The organism is Mesorhizobium sp. M0808, assembly GCF_040320025.1.
Lineage (GTDB): Bacteria > Pseudomonadota > Alphaproteobacteria > Rhizobiales > Rhizobiaceae > Mesorhizobium.
This window is the reverse complement of record NZ_JAMYOX010000007.1, coordinates 53297-69140: the sequence shown is the minus strand read 5'-3', so window position 1 is coordinate 69140 and position 15844 is coordinate 53297. Positions and strand designations below refer to the sequence as shown.

General features: G+C 63.8%; 15 protein-coding genes. 5 read left to right on the top strand and 10 right to left on the bottom strand.

Annotation, left to right across the window (positions count from 1 at the left end; genetic code table 11):
- Positions 1 to 19: 19 nt before the first annotated feature.
- Positions 20 to 1060 carry a zinc-dependent alcohol dehydrogenase family protein gene (locus NKI25_RS11790; RefSeq protein ID WP_023676423.1) on the top strand — a complete coding sequence of 347 codons (1041 nt, stop codon included), beginning with the start codon at positions 20 to 22 and terminating at the stop codon, positions 1058 to 1060.
- A gap of 19 nt (positions 1061 to 1079) precedes the next feature.
- Here the strand turns inward: NKI25_RS11790 and NKI25_RS11785 are convergent, their stop codons facing one another.
- On the bottom strand, positions 1080 to 1973 hold the full coding sequence (locus NKI25_RS11785; protein WP_352998537.1) for a LysR family transcriptional regulator: 894 nt from the start codon (positions 1971 to 1973) through the stop codon (positions 1080 to 1082).
- A gap of 139 nt (positions 1974 to 2112) precedes the next feature.
- On the opposite strand from NKI25_RS11785, the gene NKI25_RS11780 reads away from it, so the two are divergent.
- Positions 2113 to 3561, top strand: a complete 1449-nt coding sequence (locus tag NKI25_RS11780) for an MFS transporter (protein ID WP_023676425.1) — start codon at positions 2113 to 2115, stop codon at positions 3559 to 3561.
- A 42-nt stretch (positions 3562 to 3603) separates the two neighbouring features.
- Here the strand turns inward: NKI25_RS11780 and NKI25_RS11775 are convergent, their stop codons facing one another.
- Positions 3604 to 4512, bottom strand: coding sequence for a DMT family transporter (locus NKI25_RS11775; RefSeq protein ID WP_023676426.1), 909 nt, complete (start codon positions 4510 to 4512; stop codon positions 3604 to 3606).
- A gap of 104 nt (positions 4513 to 4616) precedes the next feature.
- On the opposite strand from NKI25_RS11775, the gene NKI25_RS11770 reads away from it, so the two are divergent.
- Entirely contained in the window at positions 4617 to 6020 is a 1404-nt protein-coding gene (locus tag NKI25_RS11770; protein ID WP_352517638.1) for an aminotransferase-like domain-containing protein, read from the top strand.
- A gap of 39 nt (positions 6021 to 6059) precedes the next feature.
- On the opposite strand, the gene NKI25_RS11765 is transcribed toward NKI25_RS11770, so the two are convergent.
- The 3 genes from NKI25_RS11765 to NKI25_RS11755 form a co-directional block, all read right to left on the bottom strand.
- A complete protein-coding gene (locus NKI25_RS11765) occupies positions 6060 to 6557 on the bottom strand; it encodes a MaoC family dehydratase (RefSeq protein ID WP_023676428.1) in 498 nt (165 codons plus the stop codon).
- Positions 6558 to 6695: 138 nt separating this feature from the next.
- Positions 6696 to 7124: a phasin family protein gene (locus tag NKI25_RS11760; RefSeq protein WP_023676429.1), complete on the bottom strand. Its 429-nt coding sequence runs from the start codon at positions 7122 to 7124 to the stop codon at positions 6696 to 6698.
- 83 nt (positions 7125 to 7207) lie between these two features.
- Positions 7208 to 8512 carry a DUF445 domain-containing protein gene (locus NKI25_RS11755; RefSeq protein ID WP_352454554.1) on the bottom strand — a complete coding sequence of 435 codons (1305 nt, stop codon included), beginning with the start codon at positions 8510 to 8512 and terminating at the stop codon, positions 7208 to 7210.
- Positions 8513 to 8703: 191 nt separating this feature from the next.
- On the opposite strand from NKI25_RS11755, the gene rirA reads away from it, so the two are divergent.
- A complete protein-coding gene (gene rirA, locus NKI25_RS11750; RefSeq protein ID WP_023676431.1) occupies positions 8704 to 9165 on the top strand; it encodes an iron-responsive transcriptional regulator RirA in 462 nt (153 codons plus the stop codon).
- A 156-nt stretch (positions 9166 to 9321) separates the two neighbouring features.
- Here the strand turns inward: rirA and NKI25_RS11745 are convergent, their stop codons facing one another.
- The 5 genes from NKI25_RS11745 to hemP are packed head-to-tail and all read right to left on the bottom strand — an operon-like array spanning position 9322 to position 13424.
- Positions 9322 to 10110, bottom strand: coding sequence for a heme ABC transporter ATP-binding protein (locus NKI25_RS11745; protein ID WP_352587799.1), 789 nt, complete (start codon positions 10108 to 10110; stop codon positions 9322 to 9324).
- Between the two features lie 10 nt (positions 10111 to 10120).
- Entirely contained in the window at positions 10121 to 11224 is a 1104-nt protein-coding gene (locus NKI25_RS11740; protein ID WP_352635557.1) for a FecCD family ABC transporter permease, read from the bottom strand.
- A gap of 5 nt (positions 11225 to 11229) precedes the next feature.
- Positions 11230 to 12138, bottom strand: a complete 909-nt coding sequence (locus NKI25_RS11735) for a heme/hemin ABC transporter substrate-binding protein (protein WP_352587793.1) — start codon at positions 12136 to 12138, stop codon at positions 11230 to 11232.
- An 11-nt stretch (positions 12139 to 12149) separates the two neighbouring features.
- Positions 12150 to 13208, bottom strand: a complete 1059-nt coding sequence (locus tag NKI25_RS11730; protein WP_352998499.1) for a hemin-degrading factor — start codon at positions 13206 to 13208, stop codon at positions 12150 to 12152.
- 9 nt (positions 13209 to 13217) lie between these two features.
- Positions 13218 to 13424, bottom strand: coding sequence for a hemin uptake protein HemP (gene hemP / locus NKI25_RS11725; protein WP_352587787.1), 207 nt, complete (start codon positions 13422 to 13424; stop codon positions 13218 to 13220).
- A gap of 202 nt (positions 13425 to 13626) precedes the next feature.
- Between hemP and NKI25_RS11720 the strand changes: the two genes are divergently transcribed.
- Entirely contained in the window at positions 13627 to 15840 is a 2214-nt protein-coding gene (locus NKI25_RS11720) for a TonB-dependent hemoglobin/transferrin/lactoferrin family receptor (RefSeq protein WP_502894570.1), read from the top strand.
- The last annotated feature ends 4 nt before the right edge of the window (positions 15841 to 15844 follow it).

Below are 15844 nucleotides of genomic sequence, written 5' to 3'. Positions count from 1 at the left end.
AAGTGATGAGGAACTGCCGATGAAAGCCGTCGTCTTCGAAAAGTTCGGCGAAACGCCAACGATCCAGACCGTTCCCGATCCGGAGCCGGCACCGGAAGGCGTCGTCATCAAGGTGGAGGCGACCGGCCTCTGCCGCAGCGACTGGCATGGCTGGATGGGCCACGACGACGGCATCCGCCTGCCGCATGTGCCGGGCCACGAACTGGCCGGCGTCGTGGTCTCCGCAGGCAACCAGGTGACCCGCTGGAAGGGCGGCGAGCGCGTCACCGTGCCGTTTGCCGTCGGCTGCGGCCGCTGCTTCGAATGCACCTCGGGCAATCACCAGGTGTGCGAGCACCAATTCCAGCCCGGCTTCACTGCCTGGGGTTCGTTCGCCGAATATGTCGCCATCGACCATGCCGACACCAATCTCGTGCGCTTGCCCGATGAGATGGAATTCGCCACCGCCGCCAGTCTCGGCTGCAGGTTCGTCACCTCGTTCCGCGCCATCGTCGACCAGGGCCGGGTGACGCCCGGCGAATGGGTGGCGGTGCACGGCTGCGGCGGCGTCGGCCTGTCGGCGATCATGATCGCCAGCGCCATGGGCGCCAATGTCGTCGCCATCGACCTCACCGACGAGAAGCTGGACTTTGCCAAAAAGATCGGCGCGGTGGCGACGATCAACGCGGCAAAGACGCCGAACGTGGTCAAGGCGGTCAAGCAGATCACCAATGGCGGCGCGCACATGTCGATGGACGCGCTCGGCCACCCCAGTACCTCGTTCAACTCGATCGCAAACCTGCGCCGCCGCGGCCGCCACGTGCAGGTCGGCCTGATGCTCGGCGACCATGCCAGGCCGCAGATACCGATGGACAAGGTGATCGCATTCGAGCTCGAAATCCGCGGCAGCCACGGCATGCAGGCCTTCCGCTACCAGGCGATGATGGAGATGATCCGCACCGGCAAGCTGAAACCCGAACTGCTGGTCGGCAAGAAGATCAGCCTCGAAGAGGCGCCGGCCGCATTGATGGCGATGGGCGGCTTCGAAGGCATAGGCATCGGCGTGGTGACCAGATTCTAGATCACGCCCTGAGTCTGGATCAGCGAAACGACGCGCAGACCTCCCGCACGCAGGCTCGCAGCCAGCGTTGTGCCGGATCGGCATCGAGTCGCGGATGCCACAGCATCGAAATGGTGACCTCCTCGATATCGACCGGCAACGGGAAGCTGTACATGCCCGTGCGCGCGCCCAGCGTGTGCCGTTCGGGGACGCTGGCGATCAGATCGGAGGCGCGCGCCATGGCGAGCGTGGCCGAGAAGCTGGAAACCATGCACACGATCGTCCGCTGGAGACCGAGCAGTTTCAAGGCCTCGTCGATCGGGCCCTTTTCGCGGCCACGCCGCGAAACGCTGATGTGGCGGCCGGCCGCATAGCGTTCCGGCGTCATTGGGCCCTCGCCCAGCCTGTGACCCGTTCGCACCGCACCGATGAAGCGGTCGCGAAACAGCGCCTGAATGCGCATTTCGGGGCTCGTTTCACTGGCAACCCCGATTTCGAGATCAACCGCCGCGTCACGCAACGACATGTCGTTCTTGTCGGATTTCGGCGCAAAACGCAGCCGCACGCCAGGTGCATCCGCTTCGACACGGGTCAGAAGACGCGGTGCGAACTCCTCGACGAAACTTTCGTTGGCGCGCAGCGTGAAGACCTTGTCGAGAGCAGAGAGGTCGAGGAGCTTGGCCGGGCGCAGCAGCGCTTCCGCATCCTGAACGACTCGGCCTACCTGTTGCTGCAATTCGAGCGCGCGCGGCGTCGCAACCAGGCCACGGCCGGCCCGGACCAACAATGGGTCGCCTGTCGCCTGGCGCAACCGCGCCAACGTCCGGCTCATCGCCGAGGGACTGAGGCGCAGCCCCCCGGCCGCGCGCGCCACACTGCCCTCGGTCAGCAGCACATCGAGGGCGACAAGCAGATTGAGATCTGGCGACGACATGGAAGGACCGTAGCACAGCTCGGCCGCGATGTGGCGTTTCATGCACGAATAAGATGCAAATACTGCGCCTTCCGCCACATCATGCGAGGGAATAGCGTCCGACAGCTCCGATTGGGGGCTGCCGGCAAAGGAGTTCACCTTGGCATCGACCGCTGAAAAGACCTGGGACGAAGTTGCCCCGGTGAGCGCACGCTCGACCCGATGGGCATTGGCAAGCCTGTCGCTTTCAACGCTGCTGTCGTCGCTCGCCACCAGCATCGCCAGCGTCGGGCTGCCATCGCTGATGCAGGCGTTCGACGCATCGTTCCAGCTCGTGCAATGGGTCGTCCTGGCCTATCTGCTCGCCATCACCACCTTGATCGTAAGCGCCGGGCGGCTCGCCGATATATTCGGCCGCCGCCCGCTATTGCTCGGCGGCATTGCCCTGTTCACCTTCGCATCGGTGCTTTGCGGGCTCGCGCCGACGCTCTGGCTGCTGATCGCCGCACGGGCGGCACAGGGGCTCGGCGCGGCCATTATGATGGCTCTGACGCTGGCCTTTGTCGCCGACGCGGTTCCCCGGGATAAAACCGGCAGCGTCATGGGCCTGCTCGGCGCCATGTCGGCGATCGGCACCACGCTTGGCCCCTCGCTTGGCGGACTGTTGATTGCCGGCCTCGGCTGGCGCGCGATCTTCCTCATCAATCTGCCGTTGGGGGTGCTGGCCTTTGCGCTTGCCTGGCGCTTCCTGTCGGCCGGAAAAAAGACGCCAGGTCGGCGCGGTTTCGACGGGATCGGCACGGCTTTGCTCGCGCTGACGCTAGCCGCCTATGCGCTCGCCATGACCCTTGGGCGTGGCAGTTTTGGTTCTCTCAATGTCGGCTTGCTGATTGCCGCAACCGTGGCTGGCCTGCTGTTTGTCATTGCGCAGACAAGGGTCCAGAACCCTTTGATCCAACCTGCGAGGTTCCGCGACCAGGCGTTGAACGCAAGCCTCGCCATGAACCTGATCGTCGCCACGGTGATGATGGCGACGCTGGTGGTCGCACCATTCTATCTGTCGCGCGCGCTCGGGCTGGACGCAGCCATGGTCGGGCTGGTTCTGTCGACCGGCCCTCTGGTTACCGCATTGGCGGCGCTGCCGGCCGGACGCCTGGTCGATCGTTTCGGGGCGAACCGGATCATGATCGTCGGCCTGTTCGATCTCGCTATTGGCACCTTTGCTCTGTCGCGGGCGGAATTCGGTATTGCCGGCTATGTCGTGCCGATCATCATCGTCTGCACCGGCTACAGCCTGTTTCAGACCTCCAACAATTCGGCCGTGATGACGGGCGTCGCATCCGACCAGCGCGGCGTCGTCTCCGGCCTGCTCAATCTGTCGCGCAATCTCGGCCTGATCACCGGTGCGTCCGTGATGGGCGCAGTGTTTGCCTTCGCATCGGCTGGGGAAGGCACTGGCTTGGCAGTGTTGGCACCTGCGGCAGCGGCACGAGGGATGCAGGTCACCTTCCAGGTGGCGACGGGCCTGGTGCTGATGGCGCTGATCCTTGCGGTATTTTCAGCCCGCGCCACTGCCGGGCGAACTGATATCGTTGCCAAGCATCCTTGAGGATTCCACCCGGTTCGCATGCAACTCCGGCAGCCGGCGCACCTATCTCGCATATCTCTTGGCACCGACGACGCAAAGCACGACGGCGGCGGTGACGGCGATCATGGCGGGACTGACCTGCTCATGCAGCAGCGCTGCCGCCAGCCCCAGGCCGAAGAAGGGCTGCAGCAGTTGCAACTGCCCGACCGCGGCGATGCCGCCTTGCGCCAGGCCGCGATACCAGAACACGAAACCGATCAGCATGCTGAACAGCGAGACATAGGCCAGACCAATCCATGCGCCCCTGCCGGCACTTTCGAGCGACGGCGGCATGGTGATGAACGTCAGCGCCAGCATGAGGGGCAGCGACAGCACCAGCGCCCACGAAATCACCTGCCAACCGCCGAGTTTGCGCGACAGCGCCGCTCCTTCGGCATAGCCCAATCCGCACACGATGATGGCGGCCAGCATCAAGATGTCGCCGAGCGGCGAGACCGACAGGCCTTGCGTGACTGCGAAACCGGCGACAAGGGCGCTGCCGAGGCACGAGAACAGCCAGAACGCCGGCTTCGGGCGATCGCCGCCTCGAACCACACCGAAGATCGCGGTCGCCAACGGCAACAGGCCGACGAAAATGATGGAGTGAGCCGACGTGATGTGCTTGAGCGCCAGCGCCGTCAGCAGGGGAAAACCGACCACGACGCCAAGCGCCACGATCGCCAGCGGGAACAGATCTCGCCGCTCCGGGCGCTTCTGACGAAAAACGAGCAGCAGCGCCAGGCCGAGGATGCCCGCCGAAGCCGCACGGGCGACCGTTACGAACACCGGATCGAAATCCATCACCGCCACGCGCGTCGCCGGAAGCGAACCGCTGAAGATCAGCACGCCTATGAACCCGTTGACCCAGCCACTCGCCGCCCAACCACTCGCCGCCCAACTACTCGCCGCCCAACTACTCGCCGCCTTGTCCATCGATGCCCCGCTGATTTCGCCCTCTATCGGGCCGGGCGTCTGGCTCCGCCAGAGACAATCAGGTACAGTTTGACAAAACCGTCATGGTAGGGCGAGCAGTACGGATGGATGAGCAGACGACAACTGATGAAGGCAGCCGGACGCTTGTCGAAAGCGTCATGGTGACGATCAGGCACAGGATCGCCGCGCGCAGCCTGACGCCGGGAACGCGGCTGCCTTCGATCCGGGCGTTTGCGAAGGCCATGCAGGTTTCCAAATCCACCGTGGTCGAAGCCTATGAGCGTCTTGCGGCGGAAGGCATGATCCGCTCGCGGCCGGGCTCGGGTTTCTATGCCGCCGGACCGTTGGCTCCGTTGTCGCTGGCCGAGATCGGCCCCAGGCTTGACCGTGCCGTCGACCCGCTCTGGGTCTCGCGCCAATCGCTGGAAGCCGGCGACGGCGTCCTGAAACCGGGTTGCGGCTGGCTGCCGGCAACATGGATGCCCGAGGCTGGATTGCGCCGGGCACTGCGGACGACGGCCCGCGCCGACGACGCCGCGCTGACCGACTACGGCACGCCGCTCGGCTTGCCGGCGCTACGCCATCTGCTGGCGCGGCGCATGGCCGAGCACGGCATCGAAGCCTCCCCGGACCAGATCATGCTGACGGAATCGGGCACTCAGGCGATCGACCTGCTGTGCCGGTTCCTGCTCGAACCGGGTGACACGGTGTTGGTCGACGATCCCTGCTATTTCAACTTCCATGCCCTGTTGCGCGCCCATCGGGCCAAGGTGATCAGCGTCCCCTACACGCGTTCGGGGCCGGACATCGAACTGTTCGCGCAGGCGCTGAACGAGCACCGGCCGCGCCTCTACATCACCAATTCGGCGCTCCATAATCCGACCGGCGCGATATTGTCCCCGGTCGTTGCCCATCGGGTGCTGAAGCTCGCCGACCAGTCGGGGCTGACGATCATCGAGGACGATATCTTCGCCGATTTCGAACACACGTCCGCGCCCAGGCTGGCGGCCTTCGACGGCCTCAGTAGGGTCATCCATATCGGAAGCTTTTCCAAGACGCTGTCGGCATCGGTGCGCTGCGGCTTCATCGCCGCTCCTCGCGACTGGATGGAAGGATTGACCGATCTCAAGATCGCCACGTCCTTTGGCAGCGGGCGACTTGCATCCGAACTGGTGCTGACGCTGCTGAAGGACGGCCTCTATCGCAAGCACGTCGATCTGCTGCGCGCGCGGCTCTCGCGCGCCATGGAAGAAACCGGCACCCGGCTCAGGGCAATCAGCATCGTGCCGTGGATAGATCAGCCGGCCGGCATGTTTTTATGGTGCAGGCTGCCGGAGGGAATAGATGCCGCGGACGTCGCCCGTCACGCTTTGTCGGCCAACGTCGTGCTTGCGCCCGGCAATGCGTTCAGCCTGTCCCGGTCGGCCAGCCGTTTCATGCGCTTCAACGTCGCGCAGTCCGGAGATGACCGGATTTTCAGGGCGCTTGAACAGGCGATGTCGCGTTGATTCGCGCTGCCGGAACCCTGCTGGCCTGAGGCTGTGCTCTCAGGCCCCTGCCCGCTTGCGGCGTGCATAAAGCATGACGAGCGTCTCGGCGGTCAGCGCCGGCCTCTGCTCGCCTTCGATCTCGACCGTATTGGCGGCCTTCATTAGATATTGCCCCGGACCTTTGTCTTCCATCGACAACAGCGTGGTGCGCAGCCTGATACGCGAGCCGACCCTGACCGGCGCCACGAAGCGCACTTTGTCGAAACCGTAGTTGAACGCGGCCTGCGTGTTTTCGGGTACGATCCCCATCTCGAGCGCCAGCGCGCCGATGATCGACAGGGTCAGATAGCCATGCGCGATCGTGGTGCGGAACGGGCTTTGCCGCTTCGCCCGCTCGGGATCGACATGGATCCATTGATGATCGCCCGTGCATTCGGCAAACTGGTCGATGCGGTGCTGATCGACCAGCGTCCAGTCCGAAACGCCCAACTCCTGCCCGGCCATCGCCCTGAGTTGCTCGAAGGTCGGCGGCGTCCTCGGCCGTATCTGCGTCATTCCTGCTTTCCCGATCGCTTGCCTGTTCCGGACCACGACGGGCCGCCCCTGTCAATTCGCCAATGCGATTCCAGCGCATAATCTTCGGCCCGCGAACCGCCAGTCTTCGCCGCCGGCAAGTGTGCTGCCGGGGAACAGCTACCTCTTGTCGTGGCCGGCGCGGATCTCCTCCATCGCCTCCTTGATGCGGCTGCGCAGGATTTCGATCGATTCGGTGCCGGACGCCCTCGCCAGTTCGGCCATCTCGCCGGCATTCTTCAGCGCGGTCTCGAAGGATTTCCTGGCGAACGCCGCCTGCTTCTGCATCATTTCCTGCGGATTGCCGGGCGCTCTGTAGCTTTGTGCCATGTCGGTGATTTCGCGCAGCGTGTCCTGCAGCATCTCGCGTTGCCTTGACAACAGCGCCGAGGCTCCAGCGGCGCTCGCCCGTGCCGACTTCTCCAGCGCTTCCAGGTTCTTGGCGTGGTGGGCGAGGATCGCCTCGACGTCGACATTCGGCAGCTTCAGGTCGCGGCCGAACTTGCCGAACATGTCGATGAAGGACTCGGACTCCGGTCGTTTTGCCATGCTGGTTCTCTCCCCTTGTTGCCGTGAACGCCGCCACTGCACGGAAGATAGTGCAGCGAAGCTCAGCGGTCCATTCGGACGAGTCAGCCGACAAGAAACAGCCGTTCGGCAGTGTAGAGCACGAGCCCGGCAAGGCCACCGATGATCATGCCGTTGAAGCGGATATATTGCAGGTCCTTGCCGATGTTCATTTCGATAAGCCTTGTCAGTTGCGCGAGGTCCCAGCGCTTGACCTGGTCGGCGATGAACTTCGACACGCCGCTCTTCTGGCTTTCGACGAAGGACGCCAGCGCCACGATGAACCCCTGGTTCATGTCGGCCCTGATCTGCGCGTCGTCGGCAAGATGGCGGCCGACCTCGACGAACATGGTGGCGAGATGGTCGCGGATCATCGAATTCGGCGCCTTGGCGTCCTGTTCGATGAACAGCCGCAGGCTGTCCCACATATCGCCGGCCAGCGCGCTGAGCTCTGGCCGGGCAAGGAAATCGCGCTTCAGCTTTTCAGCGCGCCTGGCATATTGTTTGGATGTCCTCAACCGCTCGACGAAGGTTTCGACGAAAAGGTCGAATTCGGCTCGCATCGGATGGTGCGGATCGGCCCGCACCTCATCGAGCAGCGAGCCGGCCGACGCAATGATCTTCTTCAACAGATAGGCGTCGGCGCGAAACAGGTTGAACAGCGACGGCAGTTCCTCGCGGATCTTCTCGCGCATCGTCGCCAGCGCCTGCTCGTCGCTCAGGAAGCGGCCGACCACCTTGGTGAACTCGTCGAATAATTTCTGGTGGCGGCGATCGTCAGTCAGCGCCGACAGCAGCTCGGCGGCGAGCGGCGCCAGCGGCACCTTTTCGATCTGCTCCAGCATACGGCTGGTGACGAAGCCGCGCAGTCCGGATTGCTCGACCGCCGCCAGCGTCTGCGGCACCAGCCGGCCGACGAAGCGCGACAAATCGGCGGCGCGGTTCGGGTCGGCCAGCCAGTCCGCGACCAGCGCGGAAAAGTCGACCTCGGCGAGCTTTTCGCGCACCGGTTCCGGCGCCAGGAAATTCACCTCGATGAAGCGGCCGAGATTGTCGGCGATGCGATTCTGGTTTTCCGGGATGATGGCCGTATGCGGGATCGGCAGGCCAAGCGGCCGCCGAAACAGCGCCACCACCGCATACCAGTCCGCCAGGCCGCCGATCGTCGCCGCCTCGGCGAAAGCGGCGACGAAGCCCAACCACGCATGCCGGCTCTCGAGCGATTTCGCCACCGCAAAGACCAGCACGCAAAACGCAAGCGCTGCGGCGGCAACGAACTTGGTGCGCCTGAGCGCCGAAAGCTTGGCGTCGGCATCGGCGTCGAACCGGACGGACGCGACGGATGCAAATGCCGGGGCTGGTCGTGACATGATGGGCCGCTCCTGATCGTGTATGCGAACTTATCTAGTGTCGCCTGCCCCAGAAAGCGCGCCGCTGGTTCCGGTGCGCGCAATCGTGCACGCAAACTTGACGCCGGAATTCATCTATTATGCAGCGCCAGTCTGGAATTGTTCCAAACTATAGGCCATATTGACGCCAACCACTGTTATGTGAGGACACAATGCGGCTTACCCGTCAGACCAACTACGCCATGCGCATTCTGATGTATTGCGCCGCCAACACCGAGCGGTTGAGCCGCATCCCCGAGATCGCCGCCGCCTATTCGGTATCGGAACTTTTCCTGTTCAAGATCCTGCAGCCGCTGGTCGAAAACGGCCTGATCGAAACGGTGCGCGGCAGGAATGGCGGCGTCAGGCTCGGCCGCGCGGCCGAATCAATCAGCCTGTTCGATGTCGTGCGGGTAACGGAGGAAAGCTTTGCCATGGCCGAGTGCTTCGAGAACGACGCCGCCGAATGTCCGCTGGTCGATAGCTGCGCGCTGAATTCGGCATTGCGCGAAGCGCTCAACGCCTTCTTCGCCGTGCTGTCGCGCTACACGATCGCCGATCTGGTGGCGGCGCGCCCGAATGTGCGGCACCTGCTCGGCATCGACATGCTGGTGCAAAGGGCGCCGGCCGCCTGATTTCTGGTCGCATCTCAGTTGGTGAGGTCTGTTGAGATTCAGGTCAGGCCGAGCCGAAAATGGTGGGTTCCGAGAACCGGAACGGAGCGTACGTTTGGGTACGTGAGTACCGGAAGCGCAGGAAACCGCCATTTGCGGGCCGGCATCACCTGGATATCAACAGACCGACTGCGGCAATACGAACGGCATGTTTGCGGCCGGCAACACACCGACCTTCAGCCGGCAATCGAAGACCTTTTCGATCAGCTCGTCGCTGAGCACCTGTTGCGGCGAACCTGTAGCGGCGAGCCTGCCGCGATGCATGACGAAAATCCGGTCGGCATACATCGCCGTCAAATTGAGGTCGTGCAGGATGGCGACCACGCCGCCGCCGCGTCTGGCGAAATCGCACGCGATGTCCATGATGATCAGCTGGTGTTTGATGTCGAGGCTGGACACCGGCTCATCGAGGAACAAATAGCGCGGCTTGCCGTCGAGCACCGGCTCCCACACCTGGCACAGAACGCGGGCAAGCTGCACGCGCTGCTGCTCGCCGCCGGACAGCTCCTGGTAGAAGCGGCCGGCAAAACCGTCGAGGTCGACGCGAGCCAGCGCCAGTTCGGGCAGGCGCTGGTCCTCGCCGGACAGCGCGCCGGAGCGCCCGCCGACCAGGCCCAGCCTGACGATCTCGCGCACGGTGAACGGAAACGACAGCGTCGTCGCCTGCGGCAGCACCGCGCGCACCGTCGCCGCCTCGACCGGCTTCATCGCCGATAGATTGCGGCCGTTGACGGTGACCTCTCCCGAATAGCCAAGATCGCCGGACAGTGCTCGGAGGAAGGTCGTCTTGCCCGAACCGTTGGGGCCGACGATGGCCGCGATTTCGCCGGGCCGCGCCTCGAAATCGACATTGGCGACAATGCCCTTGCCGCCGATCGCCACCGAGACATCCCGCGCTTCGATCATAGGCAAACTTTCACAGGTCGATGACGCCGCGCTTGCGCAGCAGGATCCACAGGAAGAACGGTGCGCCGGCGACCGCGGTGACGATGCCGATCGGCAATTCGGCTGGGGCGACGATGGTGCGGGCGACGGCGTCGGCCAACAGCAGCAGCGCCGCACCAAGCAGCGCCGATGCCGGCAGCAAATAACGGTTATCGGGGCCGATCAGCAGACGCAGCAGATGCGGCACGACGATGCCGACGAAACCGATGCCGCCGCTGACGGCGACCGATGCGCCGACCGCTGCCGAGACGCCGACAATCGCGGTGTATTTCAGCCGCTGCACCGGAATGCCGAGATGGCCGGCCGTGGCCTCGCCGAGCGCCAGCGCGTTGAGGCCGCGCGCCAGGAACGGCATTGCCGCCAGCGCCAGCACGATGACCGGCCCGACCGAGCCGATCTTCTGCCAGGTTGCGCCGCCCAGCGAGCCGAGCTGCCAAAAGGTCAGGTCGCGCAATTGCCGGTCGTCGGCCATGAAGATCAGGATGCCGGTCAGCGCCATGGCAAGCGCCGCCAGCGCGATGCCGGCGAGCAGCATGGTGGCGACCGAGGTCCGGCCTTGCCGTGTCGCGACCTTATAGAGCAGCAATGTCGTCGCCAGCCCGCCGCAGAACGCAGCCAGCGGCAAAGCCATCGTGCCGAGCGCCGAAGTCAGCGGCGCCAGCATGGTCGAGCCAAGCACGATGACGGCGACCGCACCGAGGCTCGATCCGGCCGAAACGCCGATCAGGCCGGGGTCGGCCAGCGGATTGCGGAACAGCCCCTGCATGACGGCACCGGAGACGGCAAGCGATGCGCCGATCAGCACGCCCATAATGATGCGCGGCAGACGGATGTCATGGATGATCAGGTGGTCGCGGGCGCTCAACGCCGCGTCGCCGGGCAACGCGCCGAACAGCCAGTCATGCATGACGCCGATGGCCGAGGCATCGGATGCGCCGGAGGTCAGCGACAACAGCACGGCGATAGCCAGCCCGACGCAGAGCAGCACGACGACGAGGCGGGCGCGCCGCGAACGGTCACCCTCGGCTGCCGTCGCCATGATGCCCGCCGCACCGGCGATCGAATGATCGGCCATCGCGCTCAATCCGTGACCTGGCCGCCATAGAGCGAGACGGCGAGGTCGTGGATGGCGTCGGCCGTGCGCGGGCCGAAGCCGAGCAGATAGCCGCCGTCCATGCGGATCAGCTTGCGGGCGGCACCCGCCGGCGTCGAAGCCACGGCAGGGTTCGAAAACAATTCGTCATCCGCGGTGGCCGGTCCGGCATTGTTCATCATCAGGATCACGTCGGGCCTGGCGGTGATGACTGCCTCGTCCGACAATTGCTTGTAGCCGGCAATGCCGTCGACGGCGTTGATGCCGCCCGAAAGCTTGATGATGCCGTCGGCGGCGGTGTCGCTGCCGGCGGCAAGCAGCTTGCCGCCCTGCATCGACAGCACGAACAGGATGCGCTTGCGATCCTTGATCGAGGCGGTCTGCTTTTCGGCTGCCTTCAGCCTGGCATCGATCTGGACCGCCAGCGCATCGGCCTTGGCCTCGGTGCCGAGCGCCTTGCCGACGATGTGGATCTTTTCGAGAATGCCTTGATTATCATAGCGCTCGGTCACCTCGATGAACGGGATGCTTGATTTCTTCAAGACGTCGACGGCTTCCTTCGGTCCGCTGCCGTGCAGGGCCAATATGCCCGACGGATTGACCGACAGCACACCCTCCGGCGACAGCTGGCGCATGTAGCCGACATCAGGCAGTTCCGCCGCCGCTTGCGGATAGCGGCTGGTCGAATCGCGCGCGACAAGACGATCCTGTTCACCGAGCGCGTAGACGATCTCGGTGATCGAGCCGCCAATAGCCACGATCCTCGAGCGATCGGCGAAAGTCGCGATGCCCTCGGCGGCTTGAGCCGTCATCAGCGCGGCGAAGGCCAGGAAAACAGCGGCCACAGGACCAAGCGCCGACCTGGAGACCGATGCCAGCCTGGAGAAAAGAACCATCGTCGTTTTCCTCAAGCTGCGGTCGGGCTTGGGATACGCGGCAGGTTTTCGGCCAGAAAGCGCCAGTCTTCGCGCTCGCTTTCGCCTTCATGCCGCTTACCGAAGAACTGGATGATCATCTTGCCGTCGGCGCCATAGACTTCGAGCGACGTGACATAGCCGTCCTTGGTCGGCTTGCGCACGGCCCAGACCTCATCGATGTGGTCGGTCCGCAGGTGCAGATGGAAGGTCTCGTCGAGCACGTTGAGCCATGGTCCCATCGGCTTGATCGAGGCGACGGGGCCGGAATGGATCTGGATGCAGCCGCGATTGCCGACAAAGCACATGATCGGCATGGCGCCAGCAGCGGCGTGGTTGAGCATGGCGTTCACCGCATCCTTGTCGACCAGCCAGGCGTAGTCCTGGCCGACCATGCGCACCGCCTGTCGGCGGCTGATCTTCAGTGTCTTCAGCATGCCGAAGAACTGATGCACGTCGGTCAGCTGGCTCCAGCGGTCGCGCAGAGCGTCGATGCTCGCCGGGTTGTCCGCAGTCTCGGTCTCGTCGGCCGTGCCCGCTGAAATCGCCACCGTCGGCTCCTGGTTCGGCGATTCCAGCCCGGCCACCAGTTTCTGATAGGCGTAAAGGTTGGAGGCTGGCCTGAGATGCACCTTGTGTACCGCCTCGCCTGCGGTATCGAAGAACTGCAGGCTGCGGCGGATGTCGGCGCCATCGCGCTTTTCCACGGCAAAGCCGTGCGCCCAGACTTTTGGGAAAATGCGCAGGTCGATATTCTCACCGAGCACCATGGCATTGTGATTGCCGGTGACGACCTTGTCGTAGACGCCGATCTTCTCGTGCACCGCGCTTTCGTTGCGGGTCAGCGCCATCACCTCACCGACAGCTTCGAGGCCAGTCAAAAGGTCGTTGACACGCGGCTCGACGCGCACGACGCCGTCGCCGCAATGCGCGGCGACCAGTTCGGCCTCCGAAATACCGAGCTGGGCGGCGAGGTCGCGCTCGCGCATTTTCGGATTGTCTGCCCGTGCCCGCCGGATCTCGTGTGGGGCGGGTTTTACGCGCTGGTCCATTTCTACCACCTACTTGTTGAGGATGAGCTTGCCCTGCCGGGTGATCTTCAGCCGGTACAGCGCACCATGATGCTCGATGCCGATCTCGTGCTCGCCCTGGAACAGCGTGTTGCTGGACAGCGTTCTCACGGCCGATTGGATCCGGTCGAAACGGACGGAATTTTCGTCGGAACGGCGGACGCGATAGCGAAAGTCGCTGGGATTGTGCGTGTTCATTGGTTCGATCCCTTTTCCTGTGCCGGGCATCTGGCTCGGCGCCTGCGTGAAATGCCGATTCCATTCTTGACTCGAATAATCATGTTATCTAGCAGTGCAATACCGGAGTAAATGAGTCAACATTTAAGACGCCGGACGCGATGAAAAATGCCAGCGAGCCCCAAGCCAGCCAGCATCGAACATGGATTCTTGGAGTTGCAGCATGGGGTTGGCGAATTGGGGACGGCTGGCGGGCAGCGGCCTGACACATTGTTCTATGACAAGCAAAATGGCCGCGTTGCTGGCCGGCGCGGCGGCGATCCCGCTGCTCGCAACACCGGCCGGCGCCCAGCAGGCCGCCCAACCGGCAGCCGACCAGCAGCAGACTGACCCGTCTCAACAGCCCGAAAAGGTAAAGCCGGCCCCGGCGGGTACCACACTGCTCGACAAGATCCTGATCCTCAGCCGTACCGGCGAGACGGCGATCGAGTCGCTTGCTTCAGCCAGCCATGTCGACGAGGAACAGCTCGAGCGCCGCATGGCGACGACGCCCAACGAAATGCTGTTCGGTGTGCCGGGTGTCGCCGTCCAGGCCGACGCAAGGCGTGTCAGTTCCAGCATCAACATCCGCGGCCTGCAGGATTTCGGCCGCGTCTCCGTCATCGTCGACGGTGCCCGCCAGAATTTCCAGCGCTCGGATCACGGTACGCAATCGACCTTCTACATCGATCCCGAATTGATCAAATCCGTCGATGTGATCCGCGGCCCGGTCGCCAACACCTATGGCTCCGGGGCGATCGGCGGCGTCGTATTTTTCGACACCAAGGATGCGCAGGATTTCCTCAAGCCGGACGAGACCTGGGCGGTATCCGCAACTGGGCGCTACGAAACCAACGGCAAAGGCTGGACCACCAGCGCCACCGGCGCCTATCGGATCAACGAGAACTGGGACGTGCTCGGCAATATCGTCTACCGCGACTATGACGACTACAAGCATGGCGGCGGCGACACTGTAGCGGGCACCGGCTTCGACGTCTTGAGCGGCCTCCTCAAGACGACCATCCGCCCCAGCGAAAACAGCGAGCTGAAGCTGGGCTGGATCGGCTCGAACGACGGATGGACCGAGACCAGCGGCAGCGCGCCGGTGAACGACGCCGACCTGAAGGCGAATACCTTCACGGCCCGCTACAACATCACCGACGAAGACAAGAGCTGGCTCGACCTCCACATCAACGCGTCCTACAACAAGACCAAGCTCGATCTGACGACCCTTGTGGCGCAAAACCGGTTTGATCCGGTCACCGGTCTGCCCGTGGTTTTGCCGGCGGGTTCGAAATCGACGTTCGACATCGGCACCTCCGGCATCGACATTTGGAACACGTCGAGATTCGAGACCGTTGGAATCGCGCATGAGCTGACCTATGGCGGCGACTGGGTTGGCGACGATGTCGAGACAGGCGGCACGGCGGGCGGCGACAGCTTCTATACGCCCTCGGGCAACAGGAACGTCTCCGGCGCTTACGTTCAGGACAAGCTCACCTGGGACTGGCTCGAGGTCATCGCCGGGCTGCGTTACGACAGCTATAAGCTCGACAGTGATGTCGGCGAAACCTCTGGCGACCGGCTGTCGCCACGCATCACAGTGGGCATTTCGCCCTTCGAAACCGCCAGCCTTTCCGGCCTGCAATTCTACGGCACCTATGCGGAAGGCTACCGTTCTCCGTCGCTGTCGGAGACCCTGATCAGCGGCAATCATCCGGCCGGCGTCAGCTTCCCGTTCCTCCCCAATCCCGATCTCAAGCCTGAAACCGGCAAGACCGTGGAATTCGGCGTCAATTACAGTACCAACGGCGTCATTGAGGCCGACGACGCGCTGCGGCTGAAGGCGGCCTATTTCAACAACAATGTCGACGATTACATCGACGGCGTGACGCTCTCGCCGTTCGACCCGACCAGCGGCTGCCCGTTCGGTCCGGGCATACCGATCTGCTTCCAGTATCAGAATTTCGCCAAGGCCAGGATCCACGGCTTCGAGATGGAGGGCGTCTATGATGCCGCCTGGGGCTTTGCCGGGCTTTCGGCGTCGTTCACCGATGGCCACACGATTTCCTATGAAGGCGAACGGGCAGACCTTGTCACCGTCCCCTCCTCCCAGATCACCGGGCAACTCGGCTTTCGCTTCCTCGAGGACAGGCTGACCATCGGCGGCGAGGTGCAGTACAACGGCAAGCCGCAGGGCAACCCGGTGGCCAAGGACTATACACTGGTCAATGCCTTCGCCAGCTACCAGGCGACCGACAATTTCAAGGTCGATTTCCGCGCCGACAATCTGTTCGACGTCAAATACGCCAACCCGCTGAACGCATCGACGACGAGCGTCGTCTACGAGCCCGGCGTCACCCTGAAGCTGGCGGCGACGATGAGGTTTGGAGGCTGACGAC